This window comes from Porphyromonas pogonae (genome assembly GCF_036320655.1).
In the GTDB taxonomy this organism is placed as follows: domain Bacteria; phylum Bacteroidota; class Bacteroidia; order Bacteroidales; family Porphyromonadaceae; genus Porphyromonas; species Porphyromonas pogonae.
The window spans coordinates 2270001-2288871 of sequence record NZ_CP143258.1; the positions used below are offsets into that span (position 1 = coordinate 2270001).

General features: G+C 41.4%; 14 protein-coding genes, 3 tRNA genes and 2 rRNA genes (1 of these 19 running past the window's edge). 2 read left to right on the plus strand and 17 right to left on the minus strand.

From position 1 onward, the window contains the following. The 10 genes from VYJ22_RS09035 to VYJ22_RS09080 all read right to left on the minus strand — a co-directional run. Positions 1–77, minus strand: a 23S ribosomal RNA gene (locus VYJ22_RS09035) (it extends 2821 nt beyond the left edge of the window). A gap of 163 nt (positions 78–240) precedes the next feature. Then, positions 241–314: transfer RNA gene (locus VYJ22_RS09040), tRNA-Ala, on the minus strand. A 37-nt stretch (positions 315–351) separates the two neighbouring features. Beyond that, positions 352–425 (minus strand) — tRNA-Ile (locus VYJ22_RS09045). Between the two features lie 390 nt (positions 426–815). Continuing rightward, positions 816–2343, minus strand: a 16S ribosomal RNA gene (locus VYJ22_RS09050). The 16S and 23S rRNA genes sit together here with 2 tRNA genes alongside, the layout of an rRNA operon. A 205-nt stretch (positions 2344–2548) precedes the next feature. Then, entirely contained in the window at positions 2549–2749 is a 201-nt protein-coding gene (locus VYJ22_RS09055; protein ID WP_329903671.1) for a hypothetical protein, read from the minus strand. A gap of 2114 nt (positions 2750–4863) precedes the next feature. Further along, positions 4864–7950: a glycoside hydrolase family 2 TIM barrel-domain containing protein gene (locus tag VYJ22_RS09060; RefSeq protein WP_407988869.1), complete on the minus strand. Its 3087-nt coding sequence runs from the start codon at positions 7948–7950 to the stop codon at positions 4864–4866. Between the two features lie 181 nt (positions 7951–8131). Continuing rightward, a complete protein-coding gene (menA, locus tag VYJ22_RS09065; RefSeq protein ID WP_329903673.1) occupies positions 8132–9040 on the minus strand; it encodes a 1,4-dihydroxy-2-naphthoate octaprenyltransferase in 909 nt (302 codons plus the stop codon). Between the two features lie 14 nt (positions 9041–9054). Next, positions 9055–10242 carry a diaminopimelate decarboxylase gene (lysA, locus tag VYJ22_RS09070; protein ID WP_329903674.1) on the minus strand — a complete coding sequence of 396 codons (1188 nt, stop codon included), beginning with the start codon at positions 10240–10242 and terminating at the stop codon, positions 9055–9057. Continuing rightward, the gene (locus tag VYJ22_RS09075; protein WP_329903675.1) at positions 10243–11562 is read right to left on the minus strand and encodes an aspartate kinase; all 1320 of its coding nucleotides are present in this window, start codon (positions 11560–11562) and stop codon (positions 10243–10245) included. Between the two features lie 50 nt (positions 11563–11612). Next, positions 11613–12290: a cell division ATP-binding protein FtsE gene (locus VYJ22_RS09080; protein ID WP_329903676.1), complete on the minus strand. Its 678-nt coding sequence runs from the start codon at positions 12288–12290 to the stop codon at positions 11613–11615. A gap of 386 nt (positions 12291–12676) precedes the next feature. Here VYJ22_RS09080 and VYJ22_RS09085 point away from each other — a divergent pair. Together VYJ22_RS09085 and VYJ22_RS09090 are read left to right on the plus strand one after the other, a co-directional pair. After that, a tRNA-Gly gene (locus VYJ22_RS09085) sits at positions 12677–12749 on the plus strand. Between the two features lie 34 nt (positions 12750–12783). Next, complete coding sequence (locus VYJ22_RS09090) at positions 12784–13419, plus strand: MarC family protein (protein WP_329903678.1); 636 nt, start codon at positions 12784–12786, stop codon at positions 13417–13419. 45 nt (positions 13420–13464) lie between these two features. On the opposite strand, the gene VYJ22_RS09095 is transcribed toward VYJ22_RS09090, so the two are convergent. The 7 genes from VYJ22_RS09095 to VYJ22_RS09125 all read right to left on the minus strand — a co-directional run bounded on the left by VYJ22_RS09095 (position 13465) and on the right by VYJ22_RS09125 (position 18870). Beyond that, entirely contained in the window at positions 13465–13911 is a 447-nt protein-coding gene (locus VYJ22_RS09095) for a DUF695 domain-containing protein (protein WP_329903679.1), read from the minus strand. 13 nt (positions 13912–13924) lie between these two features. After that, positions 13925–14833 (minus strand): transporter, encoded by a 909-nt coding sequence (locus VYJ22_RS09100; protein WP_329903680.1) that lies wholly within the window; start codon positions 14831–14833, stop codon positions 13925–13927. 241 nt (positions 14834–15074) lie between these two features. Then, positions 15075–15662: a GTP cyclohydrolase I FolE gene (gene folE, locus VYJ22_RS09105; RefSeq protein ID WP_329903682.1), complete on the minus strand. Its 588-nt coding sequence runs from the start codon at positions 15660–15662 to the stop codon at positions 15075–15077. Next, on the minus strand, positions 15649–16188 hold the full coding sequence (locus VYJ22_RS09110) for an SPOR domain-containing protein (protein ID WP_329903683.1): 540 nt from the start codon (positions 16186–16188) through the stop codon (positions 15649–15651). The genes folE and VYJ22_RS09110 overlap by 14 nt, the downstream gene beginning before the upstream one ends. A 103-nt stretch (positions 16189–16291) precedes the next feature. Next, positions 16292–17047, minus strand: coding sequence for a triose-phosphate isomerase (gene tpiA / locus VYJ22_RS09115; RefSeq protein WP_329903684.1), 756 nt, complete (start codon positions 17045–17047; stop codon positions 16292–16294). A 30-nt stretch (positions 17048–17077) separates the two neighbouring features. Next, positions 17078–18331 (minus strand): BT_3928 family protein, encoded by a 1254-nt coding sequence (locus VYJ22_RS09120; protein WP_329903685.1) that lies wholly within the window; start codon positions 18329–18331, stop codon positions 17078–17080. Then, positions 18325–18870, minus strand: coding sequence for a DUF1599 domain-containing protein (locus VYJ22_RS09125; protein ID WP_329903687.1), 546 nt, complete (start codon positions 18868–18870; stop codon positions 18325–18327). The genes VYJ22_RS09120 and VYJ22_RS09125 overlap by 7 nt, the downstream gene beginning before the upstream one ends. Between the last annotated feature and the right edge of the window lies 1 nt (position 18871).

The following is an 18871-nucleotide window of genomic DNA, read 5'->3' on the forward strand; positions in this document are numbered from 1 at the left end:
CTTTTCGCAGCTTATCACGTCCTTCGTCGCCTCCGAGAGCCTAGGCATCCACCGTCTGCCCTTAACTAATTTTGCGCCGTCCGTATAATCTCTTACGAAATTAAACGGATTTAGTATACTTTAGCTTTTTTATTTGCTCTATGTTTTGTTGTTTTTTTAATGTCTTCTTTTTAACTATGTCAATGATCGCTTTTATCTTAATTTCCCCCTTATCTCAGTGAGAACATCAGATAACATACGTGGAGAATATCGGATTCGAACCGATGACCCCCTGCGTGCAAGGCAGGTGCTCTAGCCAGCTGAGCTAATCCCCCGTATATATGCTTTATTCCTATAAAGCTCCCTAAGGTGTAGTCCCAGGCAGAGTTGAACTGCCGACCTCTACATTATCAGTGTAGCGCTCTAACCAACTGAGCTATAGGACTGCGTTATGCTGTTCAATCTCTTTGCTGGGGCGTGTATCCTTAAATATATACGGAATGCTTGGATTAATTAGAAAACACTGCTTATTTGTCACTTAAAAGCAATGATCCTTTTCTCTCTTTCTGCTCGGCTTCCTTATTATTTATTATCCCCGGTTTCTCATTCGAGATGGTTTCTCGCATGATATCATATCGTCCCGAAAAATGTAGACCGTAAATCAGTTACATCCGGCCTATCCCCTTTTAGTTGTAATACCCAACACTTGTCTCTCTTTTGCAATACCTTTATAGCTTACCAGCATACAATCTATTTTAGCTTATCAAGCACTTTACTACTTTAATATTATTCAAAGCAGCGTGACCTTAAGCATTATTTTCTTTAAGAGTCTCCAGAAAGGAGGTGTTCCAGCCGCACCTTCCGGTACGGCTACCTTGTTACGACTTAGCCCCAGTCACCTGTATTACCCTAGGCCGACCCTTGCGGTTACGGACTTTAGGTACTCCAGACTCCCATGGCTTGACGGGCGGTGTGTACAAGGCCCGGGAACGTATTCACCGCGCCATGGCTGATGCGCGATTACTAGCGAATCCAGCTTCACGGAGTCGAGTTGCAGACTCCGATCCGAACTGGGATGGGGTTTGGAGATTCGCATCCTGTCGCCAGGTAGCTGCCCTTTGTCCCCACCATTGTAACACGTGTGTCGCCCCGGATGTAAGGGCCGTGCTGATTTGACGTCATCCACACCTTCCTCACGGCTTACGCCGGCAGTCTCGGTAGAGTCCTCAGCTTTACCTGTTAGTAACTACCAATGTGGGTTGCGCTCGTTATGGCACTTAAGCCGACACCTCACGGCACGAGCTGACGACAACCATGCAGCACCTACATAGACGCCCCGAAGGGAAAAGGACTTTCATCCCCTATCGTCTACATTTCAATCCCGGGTAAGGTTCCTCGCGTATCATCGAATTAAACCACATGTTCCTCCGCTTGTGCGGGCCCCCGTCAATTCCTTTGAGTTTCACCGTTGCCGGCGTACTCCCCAGGTGGATTACTTAACGCTTTCGCTCAGGAGCATACATTGTATCGCATACGCCCAGTAATCATCGTTTACTGCGTGGACTACCAGGGTATCTAATCCTGTTTGATACCCACGCTTTCGTGCTTCAGCGTCAGTAATGCCTTAGTAAGCTGCCTTCGCAATCGGAGTTCTGCGTGATATCTATGCATTTCACCGCTACACCACGCATTCCGCCTACCTCATCCATACTCAAGCTCCCCAGTTTCAACGGCAATGTCCGGGTTGAGCCCGAACCTTTCACCGCTGACTTAAAAAGCCGCCTACGCACCCTTTAAACCCAATAAATCCGGATAACGCTCGCATCCTCCGTATTACCGCGGCTGCTGGCACGGAGTTAGCCGATGCTTATTCGCTGGGATACATTCATAACACTACTCGTAGCGCCCGTTATTCTCCCGCAAAAGAAGTTTACAATCCATAAGACCTTCATCCTTCACGCGACTTGGCTGGTTCAGGCTCTCGCCCATTGACCAATATTCCTCACTGCTGCCTCCCGTAGGAGTCTGGTCCGTGTCTCAGTACCAGTGTGGGGGATAAACCTCTCAGTTCCCCTACCCATCGTTGCCTTGGTGAGCCGTTACCCCTACCAACTAGCTAATGGGACGCATGCCTATCTTACAGCTATAAATATTTCCTTACTCTATCATGCGATAATATAAGAATATGCGGTGTTAGTCCGTCTTTCAACGGGTTATCCCCCTCTGTAAGGTAAGTTGCATACGCGTTACGCACCCGTGCGCCGGTCGCCGGCAGAGTATTGCTACTCCCCGATGCCCCTCGACTTGCATGTGTTAAGCCTGTCGCTAGCGTTCATCCTGAGCCAGGATCAAACTCTTCAATGTTATATTTGTTTTTGTTTGTTTCTGTTTTTCGCTCTAAAGAATCTTGCTTTATCAGTTCTCGATTTATTAAGTTGTAGCCTGTATAAAGTTATTGTTTTTGACGGTTGGATATTTTGTTGATAAACCAACGTTTCTTTTTTACTTGTACTACACTTTTCGTTTCAATATGAAATATCTCAAAGATCGCTCTTTTTTCTCTTTTTATTCAAAACAAACTTCTCTTTCTTTCCCGCGGTGTCTCTTGGCGAAAACCGCTTCCGTTTGTTTGCGGATGCAAAGGTAAAGAAAATGTTTTATTACTTCCAAATTTTTTCGAAAGTTTTTTTTGATGCGGTGTAGAGCAGTCTAAAACAACCACCCTTACGGAATCAAAATCATCTTCATCCCTTTTCTTAATTGTACTCATGAAACGCCTCTCTCTTCTTTCCCCTTTTCCTCAGGATCGCCTCATACATATATAAGAGCAACCCTAACCTCCCGCACGAAATCCCGTACAGCCAAGGACAAAAAAACAGGTCCTTAAAAACCTGCCTACTTCAGTGACACCCCCCTCTCTATCCGATAGTGCTCAAAGCCCTAAAGAATTATTCGGAAGCATACATCCATCAGAAGTCGATTCATACAATCCCGCTCGAATTGTGAGTGCAAATGTAGACCCTTTTTTATTACAATCCAAACTTTCTTGAGTGTTTATTCTGTTAAAATATGTCAAACCACTACTCCACAGACTTATGGAGAAACAGTGAAATATCCAAAAACAACGAAGTCAACGGGAATAGGTGGCCACAATCCCCGGCAAGTGGCGTGACAATGGGGCGAAGCGACGGGGAGTGAGGGTGAATTGGCGAGGAGTGGAGAGTCCAGTTGAGCTCGTTCAGCTGTTTTTGTAGGAGATTGGGACAGCACAAATAGGCATAGCTCACCAATCGGCTAAAAGGGATTAGCTGTTTTTATAGGAGTTTACTAGGGTGGAAGGATTCGTATTTCCCTATGTCGACACGGGCTAAGGAGGGAAATCAATCAATACATATATATAGATGGCGGGTATATATGGTGTATGATGAATGTGCATGTGAGCTCCATTTTGACAGAATGACAGAATTGGGGCAGTGCGGCACAGACTACCGTCAGAGAGTAAAATGCCGGAATTCCCATAACTAAAGTTTTTGCGTTGGCTATAGGATTCCCTCAAATCGCAGTGTTTTTAGTTAAAAAACTAAGCTTATTTATACAAAGTCTAAATAAGAATCATCTTTCCAACGCCTTTTTTCGGGGTGAAGAAAGACCTTAATAAATCAAGAAGCGGTAAAATGTGCATTTATTGCACAATCATAAAATACCCTACCTCTATCGTCAATTTATTTAACCGGGTGCAAAAACAAAACAAAAGAATGCAGATAGATCAAATTCGATGAGGAGAGGTCTGCCATCCGTATAGGATAAGTCCGCCGTCCGTGTACATAAGTCTGCCGTCCGTGTACGATAAGTCAATTGTCCGTATAGCATAGGTCGGCTATCCGTATACGATGAATTTTGAAGGCTAAAAGACAGGAAAGAAAAAAGTGAAATGTGAAATGCGGAAGTTGGAGGATAAGTGAAATAAGCCTTTTGAAAGGGATAATGGAGAAGGGATATGGGATGAAACCGAATTCAACTACAGTATAATATAATGTATAATAGATACTATCGGAGCCTACTCCAATGAGCGATGGAATTCCAACTACAGTATAATATAACGGCTCAGTCTGATAATCATGCATGGCTCACGCAATGTACTTAAGGCACTTACATCAGAATATCTGAAGGGGATAAATGCTGAACTATCAGAGAGAGAGAGAGAGAGAGAGAGGATACACCCACGAAATTCATGAGTATATAGACTTATAGGTCTGAATTTATCCGATTTCTCTGCAATATATTACCCAATCATACGCCATATATTCCCATGCTTATATAAAAATCAGTCGTAATTTGCTTGTAAACATAATCGGTTCATTGTTCATCATTAGCCCATTTGTAATTCGCATCCCCTTCCCATAAAGCAATTCGCAAAAAAAACAGCCCCCACACAACAACAAAGATACAACACAAAACGACCCTTTGTCAAGACCCACTAATCCCTCACAAACCATCACAAAACCAACAATCACAATCCCCCCCCCTTAAACTGACAAAATGATAGAGAATCTACATTTTGATGCAATATCACAATATGGAGCAAGAATACATAATTTGAGACTGTTGCAAAAGTCAACAGTTTTGTGGATTTTGGAGGCAAAGCCGACAAAAAACACTTTGACCGGGCAGAGAGGGTAAAGTGCAAGGCGCTAAGAGTGAGTGCACAGGGAGTTTACTTCAGGTAAATGACCAAGCGCGAATCTCGCAAGTAACGAAGCAATTGGCCTGCTATGCAACGGTCTCAATTTATTATGATAAAAAGAAAAATCAGTCACCTACCATTACTTGCAATGGTTGAGTGACTGACTTTAATATTGAATTGAATCTATGATTATAGAAAGTCTATTTCATTAAAGAAATAGGAGAGATAAGGACGGTGAAACTATAGTTCTTGTAATGAAGGATAAATTCGTCACGAGGCCATGCACCCCAACTATCATAACAACCTAAGCCCATCTGAGCAAAATCGACCATAACATCAGTAAACGGAGCCTTGTCTACAAGCTCACTGTGCTTTTGAGTCTTTTGCGGATAGCCGTCAAGCGACTCCATACTCCTATTGAGGGAGGAAGCAGAGAATGGGAATCCAGATCTAAACTCAAGGCCTTTGCCTCCTCTATTGACCACGCGCCAATATCTCAAATCAGACTTTGTACCTGTTTCTTGTGGGCGGATGTAGGAGTAAAACTGCTCCTCTACGGTTTGGGTATAATGACCTAACATCTGAGACATCTTACGATCGACATAATTTTCCACAGGACCTCTACCATAATAATCGACATAATCAAAGCTTTGAGGCATTTGAATTCTAAGACCAAAACGGAACATTGGTGAGACATCTTTAGTAGAAAGAGGTTTCATCGTTTGGGTGTAAAGGATTTTACCTTCATTATTTATCAAATAATCAATGGAGAATTGAGCATTCATTGGAAGTAAGTCGTATGCCACATTGATCTCCAACACCCCATCCTTACGCATATTGTATTTGATATTTTTGAGCTTAAATTCAGGAGTTCTCCATGCTTCAAACTTTTTCTGTAAACCTGCACCTGCATCATTATCAGTCATAGCTCGCCAGAAGTTGGGTTTCATCATACTATCATCATAGAGCATAGAAGCCCCACCAACATCATAGCGGGATATAAATCCATTATGGCGATCAATATCAATTCTGAAATTATCACCATTAATTATAATATAGTTCCTATCATTATCGGTCAACTGAATAGCTCCCAATGTTTTGTTGTCCGAAACAACCATTTTATTTGCCTCGGCTTTGGAAAGGACAAACTGCTCATGAGCAACTTGTGTACCGGCTGGCAATATGCCGTCGGTATTCTTCAAAAAGAAATACGTCTGTAAAGTCACTTCACGACCAGCATCCTTGGGAAGATCATAAGGCAATACAATGCTTTGGGCTGTTTGTGGCTGTATCGCAGGAAGATCCATATCCCCTGACTGAGAAACATCGCCATCAATAGAAATCTCCCATTTCATTTGATAACGAGATAGATCGATAAAAAAGTTCTCATTGTAAATCTCAACGGTCTTTTTATCGGCATCAAGCATGCGTGGTCTTATACTTTGCTGCAAATAGGACACCTCATAAGCATGCGGATTGGGAACTCTATCCGGATTGATGAGCCCATTGTTAAGGAAATTATTGTCCGAATAATCATACTTATTAAAATCACCGCCATAAGCATAGAACTCTTTCCCTTCCACGGTATGCCAACGAACACTTTGATCTACAAAATCCCAAATAAAACCGCCTTGGAAAGCAGGATACTTGCGTATTAGATCCCAATACTCATCAAAACCACCTTCAGAATTTCCCATAGCATGGGCATACTCACAAAGGATAAGAGGCTTGGTAGGATTGGCCTTGAGATACTCTTCGGCTTTGTTGGGGCGCATGTACATGGGGCAATATATATCGCTTTTCTTCAGACGTGCCATCTCATACTGCACCGGACGGGATGCATCGAGCTTTTTGCACATTTCATACGCTTTCTCAAAATTGGATCCGTAGCCTGATTCATTACCAAGAGACCAGAAAATAATAGAAGGATGATTATAATTGGCTTGAATATTGCGTTGATTTCTTTCCAAATGTGCTTTGAGAAAATCAGCTCTAGAAGCCAAAGAGGTCTTCTCATAGCCCATACCATGAGTCTCTAAATTAGCTTCTGCCACAACATAAATCCCGTATTGATCACAAAGCTCATACCAATATGGATCATTAGGATAGTGACAGGTACGCACAGCATTAATATTAAGCTGCTTCATACGCAAAACGTCCTGTTTCATACGCTCACGACTTACAAGATATCCTCCGTCAGGATCTATTTCATGTCTATTGGCACCTTTGAAAAGGACAGGTTTGCCATTGACTAAGACTTGTGCCCCTTTCAAATCAATATTCCTGAAGCCCACCTTTAGTGGCACCATTTCTTTCCCTGATGATAAAGTTAGCTGATACAGATATGGAGATTCCGCAGACCATGCGTGCGCTCCGGAGATATTTAATACAGCTTCATTGTCTGTAGAAGACATTTGTTTTTCAGAAACGACATTGCCATCACGATCTTTGAGTTTGAGGGTAATGGGGAAAGCTTGAGTTCTCTCTATCTTAACCTTGAGCTCACCATCCTTGTAGTCATTTTTCAAAGAAGCAAGGACTTGTACATTCTTGAATGACTTCTTGTTCCGGGCAAAGAGATATGACTCTCTCGCAATACCGCTCAGACGCCAGAAGTCCTGACACTCCAAATAAGTACCATCGCACCACCTGAAGATCTGGAAAGCTATGAGATTTTTCTTACCGGGGTGTAAATATTTAGAAACATTAAACTCTGTAGCGAGTTTACTATCCTCACTATATCCCACAAATGAGCCATTGATCCATAAATAAATATTAGAAGTAACAGATCCAAAATGTATACGGATATCCTTGCCGGACCACTCAGCCGGCACATCGATCCACTTACGATAAGAGCCCACATGATTATTCTGCAAGGGGACAAGAGGAGGATTGTCTTTGAACTGATTGTGCCATGGATATATAGCATTGGAATATAGAGGAACACCAAAACCATTCATCTCCCAAATACCGGGAACGGGCATCTTACCCCAGCTCTTATCATCATAATCCTTTTCATAAAAATTCAGCGGACGGCTATCAGCATTCTTTACGCCTAAAAACGTCCACTGGCCATGCAATGAAAGGAAGTTGGCAGACATAGACTTGTCCTGAGCGTTCTCATTCTCACCGAAAACAAAAAAAGAGGACGACATGGGCTCTCGGTTTACTTGATTGACCTCAGGGTTCAACCAATAATCCTTTTTAGTTTGCCCCTGGGCTTGATGCGACTGACCTAAGAAAATCTGCGCTCCCAACATAAGAGAAAAAGCAATTGAGTATTTCATTTAGTATTAATAATATTATAAATAATTTCAGAAAAGGCTAGTTTAATGTATTTCACAGATGAAAATTGAGTAAGAAACAGTGCCTATTTTACAATTTATTCTAACATAAACAAAAATACTTATTATGCTTCAAATAAAAAAGCGTTTGAAGTGCGATAGATAACGCCACTTCAAACGACAATTATTTTTTGAGGATAAGTAATATGATCACCAATAACGATAGGAAAAACACATTACGAGCTGTATGTCCGAGAGTTTTATTGAGCATCTTTCCCTCAAACGCATTGAGCTCACGATAAGTATGCAAGAATAACAGAAGGTAAAATATCACAAAAATAAATCCCCAGGATGAGAATATAGGATAAAGAAGCATGATGGATAGTAAACCACATGTCATATAAAAGCGAGGAGCAAAGTCGATACCAAATCGTACAATAGATGTCTTCTTGCCAGACTTCAAATCCTCATGATAATCCCTATAATTGTTTACAATAAGAATGTTGGTACTACTAAACCCTACAGCAAAAGCCAGATGCCATATAGTTGTATCCGGAGTAATACCTGTGATGACGTAAAAACTAAATATAGTGGGCACAAGTCCGAAGAATACTAATACAGCAAGATCCCCCAAGCCATGATATGACAATGGATAAGGGCCTCCCGAGTAAGCGAAAATACCTAGCCCTACAGCTAAACCGACGAACAGAAGTAGCCATGTAGTATTGATTACAAGCCAAATACCTGCCACAGCCATGATGAGGAGCGAAACAACTAAAGCTAGTACAACTTCCTTCTCCGTAAGCCACCCCAAAGAGATGGGGCGATCAGGGCCTAAGCGCTCAGGAGTATCACTACCCTTTTTAAAATCCAGCCAATCATTTGCTATATTGCTCGATATCTGAGCAGTAATAGCAATGATGATACACAGAATAGCATTGATCCAATTGAAAGAACCGCAATAAGCAGCATAGCTTAAGGCGATAATTACAGAACTCAGCGATGAAAATAACGTGCGGGGGCGTGTTAGTCCCAACCATAGTTTGCGTTTTGAAGGGATGGAGACTATTGGCTCCTTAGAACACTCTTCCATAAACTAACAATATTCTAATGTTCTTCATCACTTAATTTCATATCCGAGTAAAATACCCGAGGCTTTGTATGACCATTATATTCGCTTGACATAACCTCTCCATAAGCTCCTGCGGAGAGAATGGCCACAAGATCGTTTCTTCTCATCGGTGGGAGAGGTAGATTTTTGGCAAAAGTATCGCTAGACTCACATATAGGACCAACGACATCATATAGCTCCGAATTATCCGAGATGCTCGCAGATTCAAATACGGGTCTATTATTCTCTCCCATCCGTTTTATTTTACGGACAGCATGCTTTGCTCCGTAAAGGGCAGGTCTGATAAGCTCCGTCATACCCGCATCCAAGATGACAAACTTCTTTTCTTCGCCTTGCTTGACATAGAGAACTTTGGATATAAGCATACCACATTGACCGACAATTGAACGGCCAGGCTCTAAATGCACCTCCTCACCACTCTCTAATCTCAATGTATCGTATATAGCCTGACACCAATTGACAAAATCAGGGATAGGCTGCCCCTCCGGATAATCGTAATCAATACCAAGTCCTCCTCCAAGATCTATTATCCGGGGATAAAAACCTTCCGAAACAATAGCATCACGAATGGCATTCACTTTGATACATAATTCACGAACGGGATCAAAATCCATCATCTGTGATCCAATGTGGAAATGGATGCCTCGAAACAATAATCTCTCGGAACTTTGTCGCATAATGGATAAAGCATCGAAAATACGAGACTCTGATATTCCGAACTTATTCTCCTTCAATCCTGTAGTAATATTGCCATGGGTATGTGCATCAACTTCAGGATTGATCCTTAGGATAATATTGGCTTGGCGTTGTAATTGCTGTGTCAACTCCGAAATGACCTCAAGCTCTTCTATAGACTCTACGACCAAAGCTCCTATGCCGTGCTGTAGAGCTGTGATTATTTCATCATCAGTTTTACCGACACCGGCAAAGAATATCTTTGAAGCATGGAATCCGCACTTCATCGCCAGAAGTACTTCATTGCCACTCACACAGTCGGCTCCATAACCCTCATGGGCTATGCGCCTTAATATCCTCTCATTATTATTAGCCTTGACAGCATAATGTATTTTATAACCGTATGACTCAGCTGTTTTACTCAAAACATTTAATGTTTTGTCCAGTAAAGTCAAGTCATACCAATAGTAAGGTGTTTGGAAATTCATTTAAAAAAGATTTTTGCTCAGCGAAATTAATGCTCGTTTTTTATCAGTCTCTTTAACCAAAAAAGAAATATTATATTCGCTTCCGCCGTAAGAAATCATGCGCACAGGAATATCTTCAAATGCTTTTACGATTTTGCTTTCGTAACCGACATTTTCTGGTTCCATATCCCCTACCACGCATATAATAGTCATGTTGGGCTCTATAACAACTTCACCCAGTTTTTCCAACTCTTTTTTGATGTTATTGAGCTGGCTGTTATTGTCGACGGTCAGTGATACGGCTACCTCCGAAGTAGTAACCATATCAACCGGTACCTGATAATGCTCGAAAACGTGGAAAATACGTCGCATAAAGTTCCAAGACATCAACATATGACTGCTCTTAATCTTTATCATCGTAATTCCATCTTTAGCGGCAACCGCTTTGATCTCATCCTTGTTTGTCTCAAGAGAAATCAATGTGCCGGGAGCATCGGGCTCCAATGTATTGAGGAGACGTACCGGGATATTCTTGTCTTTAGCCGGCTGTATACAAGTTGGGTGCAATATCTTAGCCCCGAAATAAGCAAGCTCAGCTGCTTCTTCAAAATGAAGCTTCCTCACAGGAGAAGTAGCGTCTACTACTCTGGGGTCATTGTTGTGCATACCATCGATATCTGTCCAAATTTGTATTTCATGCACATTGAGGGCAGCACCGACTAAGGACGCAGTATAGTCGCTACCTCCGCGCTGCAGATTATCTACATCGCCAAAAGCATTGCGACAGATATATCCTTCGGTGATATAAAGTAATGTATCATCGGGTTGCTTATCTATGAGAGTTGTAAGATGCTCTTTAATATGAGCTTTATCAGGCTCTGCGTTTTTATCGGTACGCATATAGTCTAATGCCGGTATTATCACCGCTTTCTTCCCCATATCTTCGAGATGCAGCAACATCATGGCTGTACTCATAAGCTCACCTTGAGCCAATATCTTTTTTTCGTCGAAAAGAGTAAAGTTCTCCAGATAGCACAATTGCTCAAGCAACCAAAAAGTACGGTTGATCATAGTCCATGCCCTATCATAACTTGTAGGATTCTGAAACAGCAACTTAGTCTCTCGTTCGTACTTCTTTTTCAGTTTGTCCAAAAGCACTATACCCTCATAGCGATGTCTTTTGACAAGCTGATCTGATATTGCCACCAATTGGTTAGTTGTACCTGCCATAGCAGAGAGTACTACTACTTTCTTTTCCTCCGTAGCTGTAATAAGTCTGGCTACGTGTCTGATGTGATCTGCAGAGGCAACGGATGTACCTCCAAATTTCATTACTTTCAATTTAACGACGAAATGTTTTTGGAAAGATTATTTCAAAAAAAATTAAAACTTTAGAGGATATTTTCACCTGAGTCGTTGATGTGAAGCTCGGTAGCCGGAAGCTCACGCAAGATTCTTTCATTATGTGTAGCCATCAACACTGCAGTACCGTCTTTGGCTGCGATATCCTGCAATATGCGTGTGATAGCCAAACCCGTCTGAGCATCAAGATTACCGGTAGGCTCATCAGCCAATATAAGCTTGGGTCTTCCCAATAAAGCGCGGGCTATAGCTACTCGTTGCTGCTCACCACCAGACAACTCATGTGGATACTTATAGCCTTTGAGATCCATCCCTACAGCTTTGAGAACTTCTTGAATGCGCTCATTACGTGCATTCTTATTTTTGAGTCCCATAGCTCTCAACACAAAATCCAAGTTTTCTATTGCAGTTTTGTTATGCAAAAGTTGGAAGTCCTGAAATACTATACCCATTTGACGTCTCAAGTAAGGCAATTTCCTTTTTCTTAGCTTTCGCATATCATAGCCCAATACATAGGCTTCCCCTTGCTCAATATGAGTTTCGGCATATAACACTTTCATCAACGAACTTTTGCCGGCACCTACAGGTCCTACCAAATATATGAAATCACCTTCTTTTACTTCAAGATTGAAATCCTGAAAGATAATATTTTCCGCTCGAGAGATGTTTACGTTTTTCAGACTTATTACAACGTTGTCTTCGTTCATAATGAATGGAATTTGCTTTGACTGAGTCTGCATACCGCATAAGTGATAGTCAGACTACAGATCGAATTTTATTATTAGGATTCCCTTTGTGTATACAGAGCCTCAATAAAGACTATATACCGGGAGGTGATACTTTGTATTACAACGATAAAAAGCTCTATACAAGTAAGACTTAAACATCACCTCGATCTTTAATACTCACTATACAAAATTAGTAAAATTCGATCTATTTAAATGTAGAATACAGATCCTATAATTTGCAATATAGTGAAATATTTTAGTTTTTTACAGTCTTTCGGTCATAAAACAGCGCTCATCTTTAAAAAAGGTTAACTATAGTGGATATTCTTTGCTAATTTTCTACATTTGTTCTGTCAAACATTATTGCGGTAGTAGCTCAGTTGGTAGAGCATCAGCTTCCCAAGCTGAGGGTCACGAGTTCGAACCTCGCCTACCGCTCTTGTTTATGTCTCAAATAAACATTTGTTACCTTATGGAATTTTGGAATAATATTTTGCATGAACTGTCTTTATTTGATTTCCGCGAAATCTTAGGATCATTTATGATCTTATTTGTAGCAGTGGATATCATCGGAGCTATACCCATTATCCTATCACTCAAAGATAAGGGGCAAAATTACAATTCCTTTCAAGTCTCATTCTACTCTTGCATCATGCTTCTGGCATTTCTATTTATAGGAGAGCCTATGTTGGGTTTTTTCGGAGTAGATATTTCTTCTTTCGCAGTGGCCGGTGGTATCGTACTATTTGTATTGGCCGTAGAAATGATATTCGGCATTCAAGTATTCAAAGATGATGGGCCTAGTGCCAGTGCCACTTTTGTACCTCTTGTATTTCCACTCTTTGCAGGTGCCGCGTCCTTTACAACACTACTAACTTTACGCGCAGACGGCTATGCGATGATCAATCTGGTTCTTTGCGTTATTTTCAACATGTCTGTAGTGTTCCTTGTCCTCAAATTTGTAAACCCGGTAGAACGCTTCTTCGGCAAAGGGGGGATTTATGTATTGCGCAAGTTCTTTGGAGTTATCCTACTTGCTATCTCTGTAAAGTTTATAACGGGTAATATCCTTAGAGTTATAGATATCATGCATGCTGCCAATCAATAAAGACAGGCAGCAACATACATTATTATCCTCATATTTCTGGGCTGACTAGTCTTCTTCTATCGCATTTTCAGACATGCTGATCATATCCAAGTACTCATCCCACTCATGATCTTCTTCACATTGTATTTCCAATGGCAATAGATCATAGGGCATCAGGGCTGAATTAAGTCTTTCTCCGAACACATTGAGGTTACGAGCGTAAAATATCCAAAACTTAGCACCTCCACCGGTATAGTTTCCTGTAAGTATCGCCAACTTGTCTTTTTCCATCATCTTGCGCAATACCATCTCCACCTCATTGATAAGTTCAGCATCATTCTCAGTAGGCATACCCTCCTTATCGCTTTCATAAAGCCATTTAATTTCTATTTTAAAAGGTAGCTTCCCGGATTTACGAAACTCATCAAGATCCTTTCGACCAGTCACAAAGACCAGCTGTTGCCCATCGTCTGTTTGACTTATGGCGGTAAACCAATTATCGCTTAACTTCATAGGGATTGTATTATCATAATTTATTATTTTTCTTTTCAAATTGATAGATCTGGTATGAATTAAATAAGTTTTGCCAGATCACATAGCTAGCAGGAGCGATGGAACACAGCGGATTCAAATAGCTCAATGCCATCCATATTGCCAAAGACGTATTTTTCTGTCCAAAACTCTGCCGAGTTGTTACAGTATCCTTATTTACTCTGAAGGTTCCTATCTTGTTTCCCAAATAGAACTGTATCACAGCTGACACAAGCCCTACAATGCACAAGAGTATAAGTAAAGCAACATCTTTATCCGGCTGATTGGCAATATACTTTACTGTTTTTGCCAATATCAGAGATAATGATGTAATCCAAAACCAATAGGGAAGCTTACTATTTGCAAACAATCTATTACTGATCTTAGGCATTACTCCTTTTATTATCCAAGCTAAAAGAAGCGGGACTATAATAAGGGGGATTATACCTGAGAAAATATGATAAACCGATTGCCAAAAAGGCAAATTCACATAATCAATATAGGAGAAAATAACCGGTCCTATAAAAGCAATGAGGATGTGCGACAGCAAAACGTAAGCAGTACCATAACCTATATCTCCATTGAGAATCCCTATCACCACCGAAGAGGCAGTGGCCGCCGGAGCTAAAAAGCAAATCAGAAAGCCCTGCGCCAAAATAGCATTTAAGGGATTAAAAATAATGTAAAACAGAATTGCAAGTATTACCTGCAACACCATAATAAGCATATGCGTGGGTGCAAGTCTGATAGAAGCCGGGGATATCTTTACAAAAGTAAAGAATAACATCCCAAAGATCATAAAAGGAATAAGAAAAGAGAGATACGATAACGGCTGCCACAAGAAAATACCCGCCAGCATAGCTATGACCAAACTATACTTTTTCAGCCCTCGTACAAGATTCATAGAACAACTCATTTGTTATACATTACATTATAGCGCAAAGCTACTACTTTATATTCTCTTTTCCTTGTGAGCAGAAGATACCCATAAAATATTCTTCTCTCAACACGATGAAACCACAAGAGACAAAAATTTGCCGATTAGAGTAAATGGAGTGACTCCACTTGCTCTGATCGGCATATAAATAAGTCTAAATCAGGAACGATTTTCTCAATAAACCGCGGTATAAGACCGCACAGAGAGCTCACTTCCTATGAATAAGTTGCAAGAATTCTTCCCTTGTCTTTGCCTCTTTGAATGCTCCTGTAAAGTCACTGGTAGTAGTCGTAGAGTTTTGTTTTTCCACACCACGCATCTGCATACACATATGCTGAGCTTCTATCACTACAATAACGCCCAGAGGGTTCAATGTCTGTTGTATACACTCTTTGATCTGAGTGGTAAGTCTTTCCTGCACTTGCAATCGACGAGCAAATACATCTACTACCCGAGGTAGTTTACTCAGTCCCGTTATATAGCCATTAGGAATATATCCAATGTGCGCTTTACCGAAGAATGGCAACATATGATGCTCACACATGGAGAAGAAATCAATATCCTTTACAATTACCATCTGTTTATAGTCCTCTTTGAACATCGCAGAGGTAAGTATTTGCCTAGGATCCTGCTTATAGCCTTGGGTAAGGAATTTCAAGGCTTTAGCTACACGATGAGGTGTTTTTACAAGTCCTTCTCGTTCCGGATCTTCTCCTATAAGGGGTAGCACCTGTGCATACAGGTCTTCCAATTGCAGGATAGCCTGATTGTCTTCGTTAGATTTAAAGCTGTTCATTGATATCTGAATAATTCTTGATATTGACACGATCTTTTACAATATACACTTCCTTGGATACATGAGGTAGAGCAGTCTTGAGTCTGCTACTCACTTCCACTGCTTCCTGACTTGTGAGGAAGTCACCTACAAGTAATCTCCAAAAGGGAGCTTTGTATTGTATATAACAGTTGTACTCCGGCAATATCTGGCGTATTTTATTCATACGCGCATATACCTCTTCCTTAGAATTCCTCATATTACCATTGTATGCCTGTATCCTGAAACCCGATACAATAGTCACATTACCATCCTGACCCAATACAGCATTTCCTCTCAAAGACACTTTTCCCACACGGGATCTGATACTTTCAGATTGTTCTATGGTCACAACACCCTCTCGGGGGTTAGAAGCAGACAATGCGTCGAATATGTTACCTGCGGAATTATGATTGGTCCCTGTCAGGGGCTGCTGAGCCGACATTGCAGAAGTAAAAATAAACATAAGACTGCAACAAAGCAATAAGCTATTTAATAATCGTCTCATAATGGATCATGGTTTAATGTATATCATTTTTGTTATCGAGGGGCAAAGTTAAAGAATTTATCTGATCCGATAGTCCTAGCCCTTTCCCCCTCGTATAATAAACTTAGAATGCTTCGATAATAGGCATGAATTTATCTACTGCAAGAGAAGCTCCACCGATCAGACCACCATCGACATTCGGACGGCTGAAAAGGTCCTTAGCATTACCGGCATTACAGCTTCCTCCGTAAAGGATAGTACAATTTTCGGCTATTTCCTCACCATATTTACCTGCTATAAAACCACGTATGTGAGCATGAATCTCTTCTGCCTGATCCGAGGTTGCAGTAAGCCCTGTACCAATAGCCCAAACAGGCTCATAAGCCAATACCAATTTAGCAAAGTCTTCTGACGAAAGGCCGAACAAAGCACTCTTGATTTGCTCCTCTACAACTTCAAAATGCTTACCGGCTTCACGCTCTTCCTTTACCTCTCCTATACAAAAAATAGGAGTAAGTCCGTTTTCAAGAGCCAAATTTACTTTGTCTGTAAGAATCTCCGAAGTCTCACCGTAATATGCACGACGCTCAGAGTGACCCAATATCACATACTTAGCACCGGTAGATGCAACCATCTTGGCAGATACTTCACCTGTATACGCTCCTTCGGCCTTGTCTGCACAGTTTTCTGCGGCTACACCGATCTTGTCGGTATCGATGGCTTGTGCCACGCTTGCAAGATGAATAAACGGAGTTCCGATAACCACGTCGCAATTAACGCTTTTACCTTTCAGGGCATCATTCAGTTCCTGTGCCAATGCAAGACCTTCCTGAAGAGTCTTGTTCATTTTCCAGTTCCCGGCTACAATGTTTTTTCTCATTTCTGTTTCTACTTTACCAAATTAAAAAAGTCATTTATTTTTTTTGAAAGCTATTCTATTTTCTCGGATTATTCTTCTTATCAATCCTATCAATACCAGTCCACTCCATATGTATAACAATATTGCAGAGCTTTTGTGGCGATCATGGGGATTCATCTCCTCAAATTCCTGTTTGAAAAATGTGGGCACGTCATTTACAGCGGGAAAATCATAGAAGTTGATTTTGTCTATAATCTTGCCGTCTTTGAGCAATACCAAACCAGGATTGCCACGCACCACCGTTTTCACTGTGGTAGCATCCATAAAGAGCATCGGGTAGTCAGCCCCTGTCTGATATTTCCATTGGCTCATATCTCTATCCGAAGATCCCGATACACCATAAAACCTATACCCGTGAGCCTCTGCATAGTTATATACTTCTGATATCTGAGCTATTTTTGACTGATCAGCCCCCGACCAGTGGGGAGCCATGAGCATAATCACTCCCTTACTATCTGCCAGTATAGTATCTGCAATGTTTTCTCCCTCATCATCAAAAAGAGCAAAGTCATTGATAGGCGGTGTATAGCCCTTTTTAATCAGCTTGTCGCGACGTTCCACAAAACTCCAGCTACTATCAGGCAGATCATTCATATCAAACTCCTTTTGCTCTCCCTCCTTTTTGTAGACAAAGGTATGCTCATATTCGTCTGTAGGAGCACCGGGAGGGATATGTGTAAGAGCTCTGAGATCGGCTCCTACTTTGTAAGGTCTGAAATCTTTGATAGGAAGGTGCATATAATTGCCTACCATGAAATAGACAATACCACATACCGCTATGATCCCGGGCAACCATCTGCCGCGAGACGAAAAAAGATGTGCACATAGCCTCGGATATTTCATATAATAATAGGAGGCGGGCAGCAGAATAAGATTTTTAGCAAATGTCTCCCAATTGGTGAGCTTCACGGCATCTCCGAAACATCCGCAGTCTGATACCGGATTGAAAAGAGCCAAATATAGCGTCAGCAATGTCATAAAACACATAACGGCGAATATAAGCTTAGAACTTATTCGCCGGTAAATGCCCATCAGAATAAATGCCCCGAGTATAAACTCAAAGCCACTCAATCCCATGGATAAATATAAATCAGTAGTAGCCGTATGGGGGAGATGGAAGGAATCCAGATACTCCCCTATTTTTATGGCACCGCCTACAGGGTCAATAGATTTGACTAAGCCTGAAAAGATGAATACTACACCAAGTAATACACGGCATACCTCTACCAAAACCTTTCTCAACATTCGCCCAATTGAATTAGTGCGAATATGGCATAATTGATCATGTCCATATAATTCGCATCGATTCCTTCACTCACCAGTGTTTTACCATTGAGATCCTCAATCTGTTTGGTACGGTATATCTTTGACAAGATAAGATCTACATAGGACGAAACACGCATTTGACGCCATGCCTCACCATAGTCATGATTTTTCTTATCCAAGAGATCAGTAGTCATAGCTGCATACACATCGTAGAGCTTGAGAGCTTCCTCCTCATTGATGTCCGGCTCGTCTACCAGAGGGCGATTAAGCTGTATCAGGGCTATTATGCCATAGTTGACTATGCCTATAAATTCGGGGATTATACCTTCGCCTACCAGCGACTCACCCTTGAGCTGAATGCTCCGGATACGGTTGGTTTTGATATAAAGTTGGTCAGTCAATGACTGCGGACGCATAATACGCCACGCAGCACCATAATCATGAAGCTTCTTCTCAAAGAGACTCCTACATCTGGCTATTACCTGTGCCACCTGCTGTTTCGTATCCGGCTGATTCATG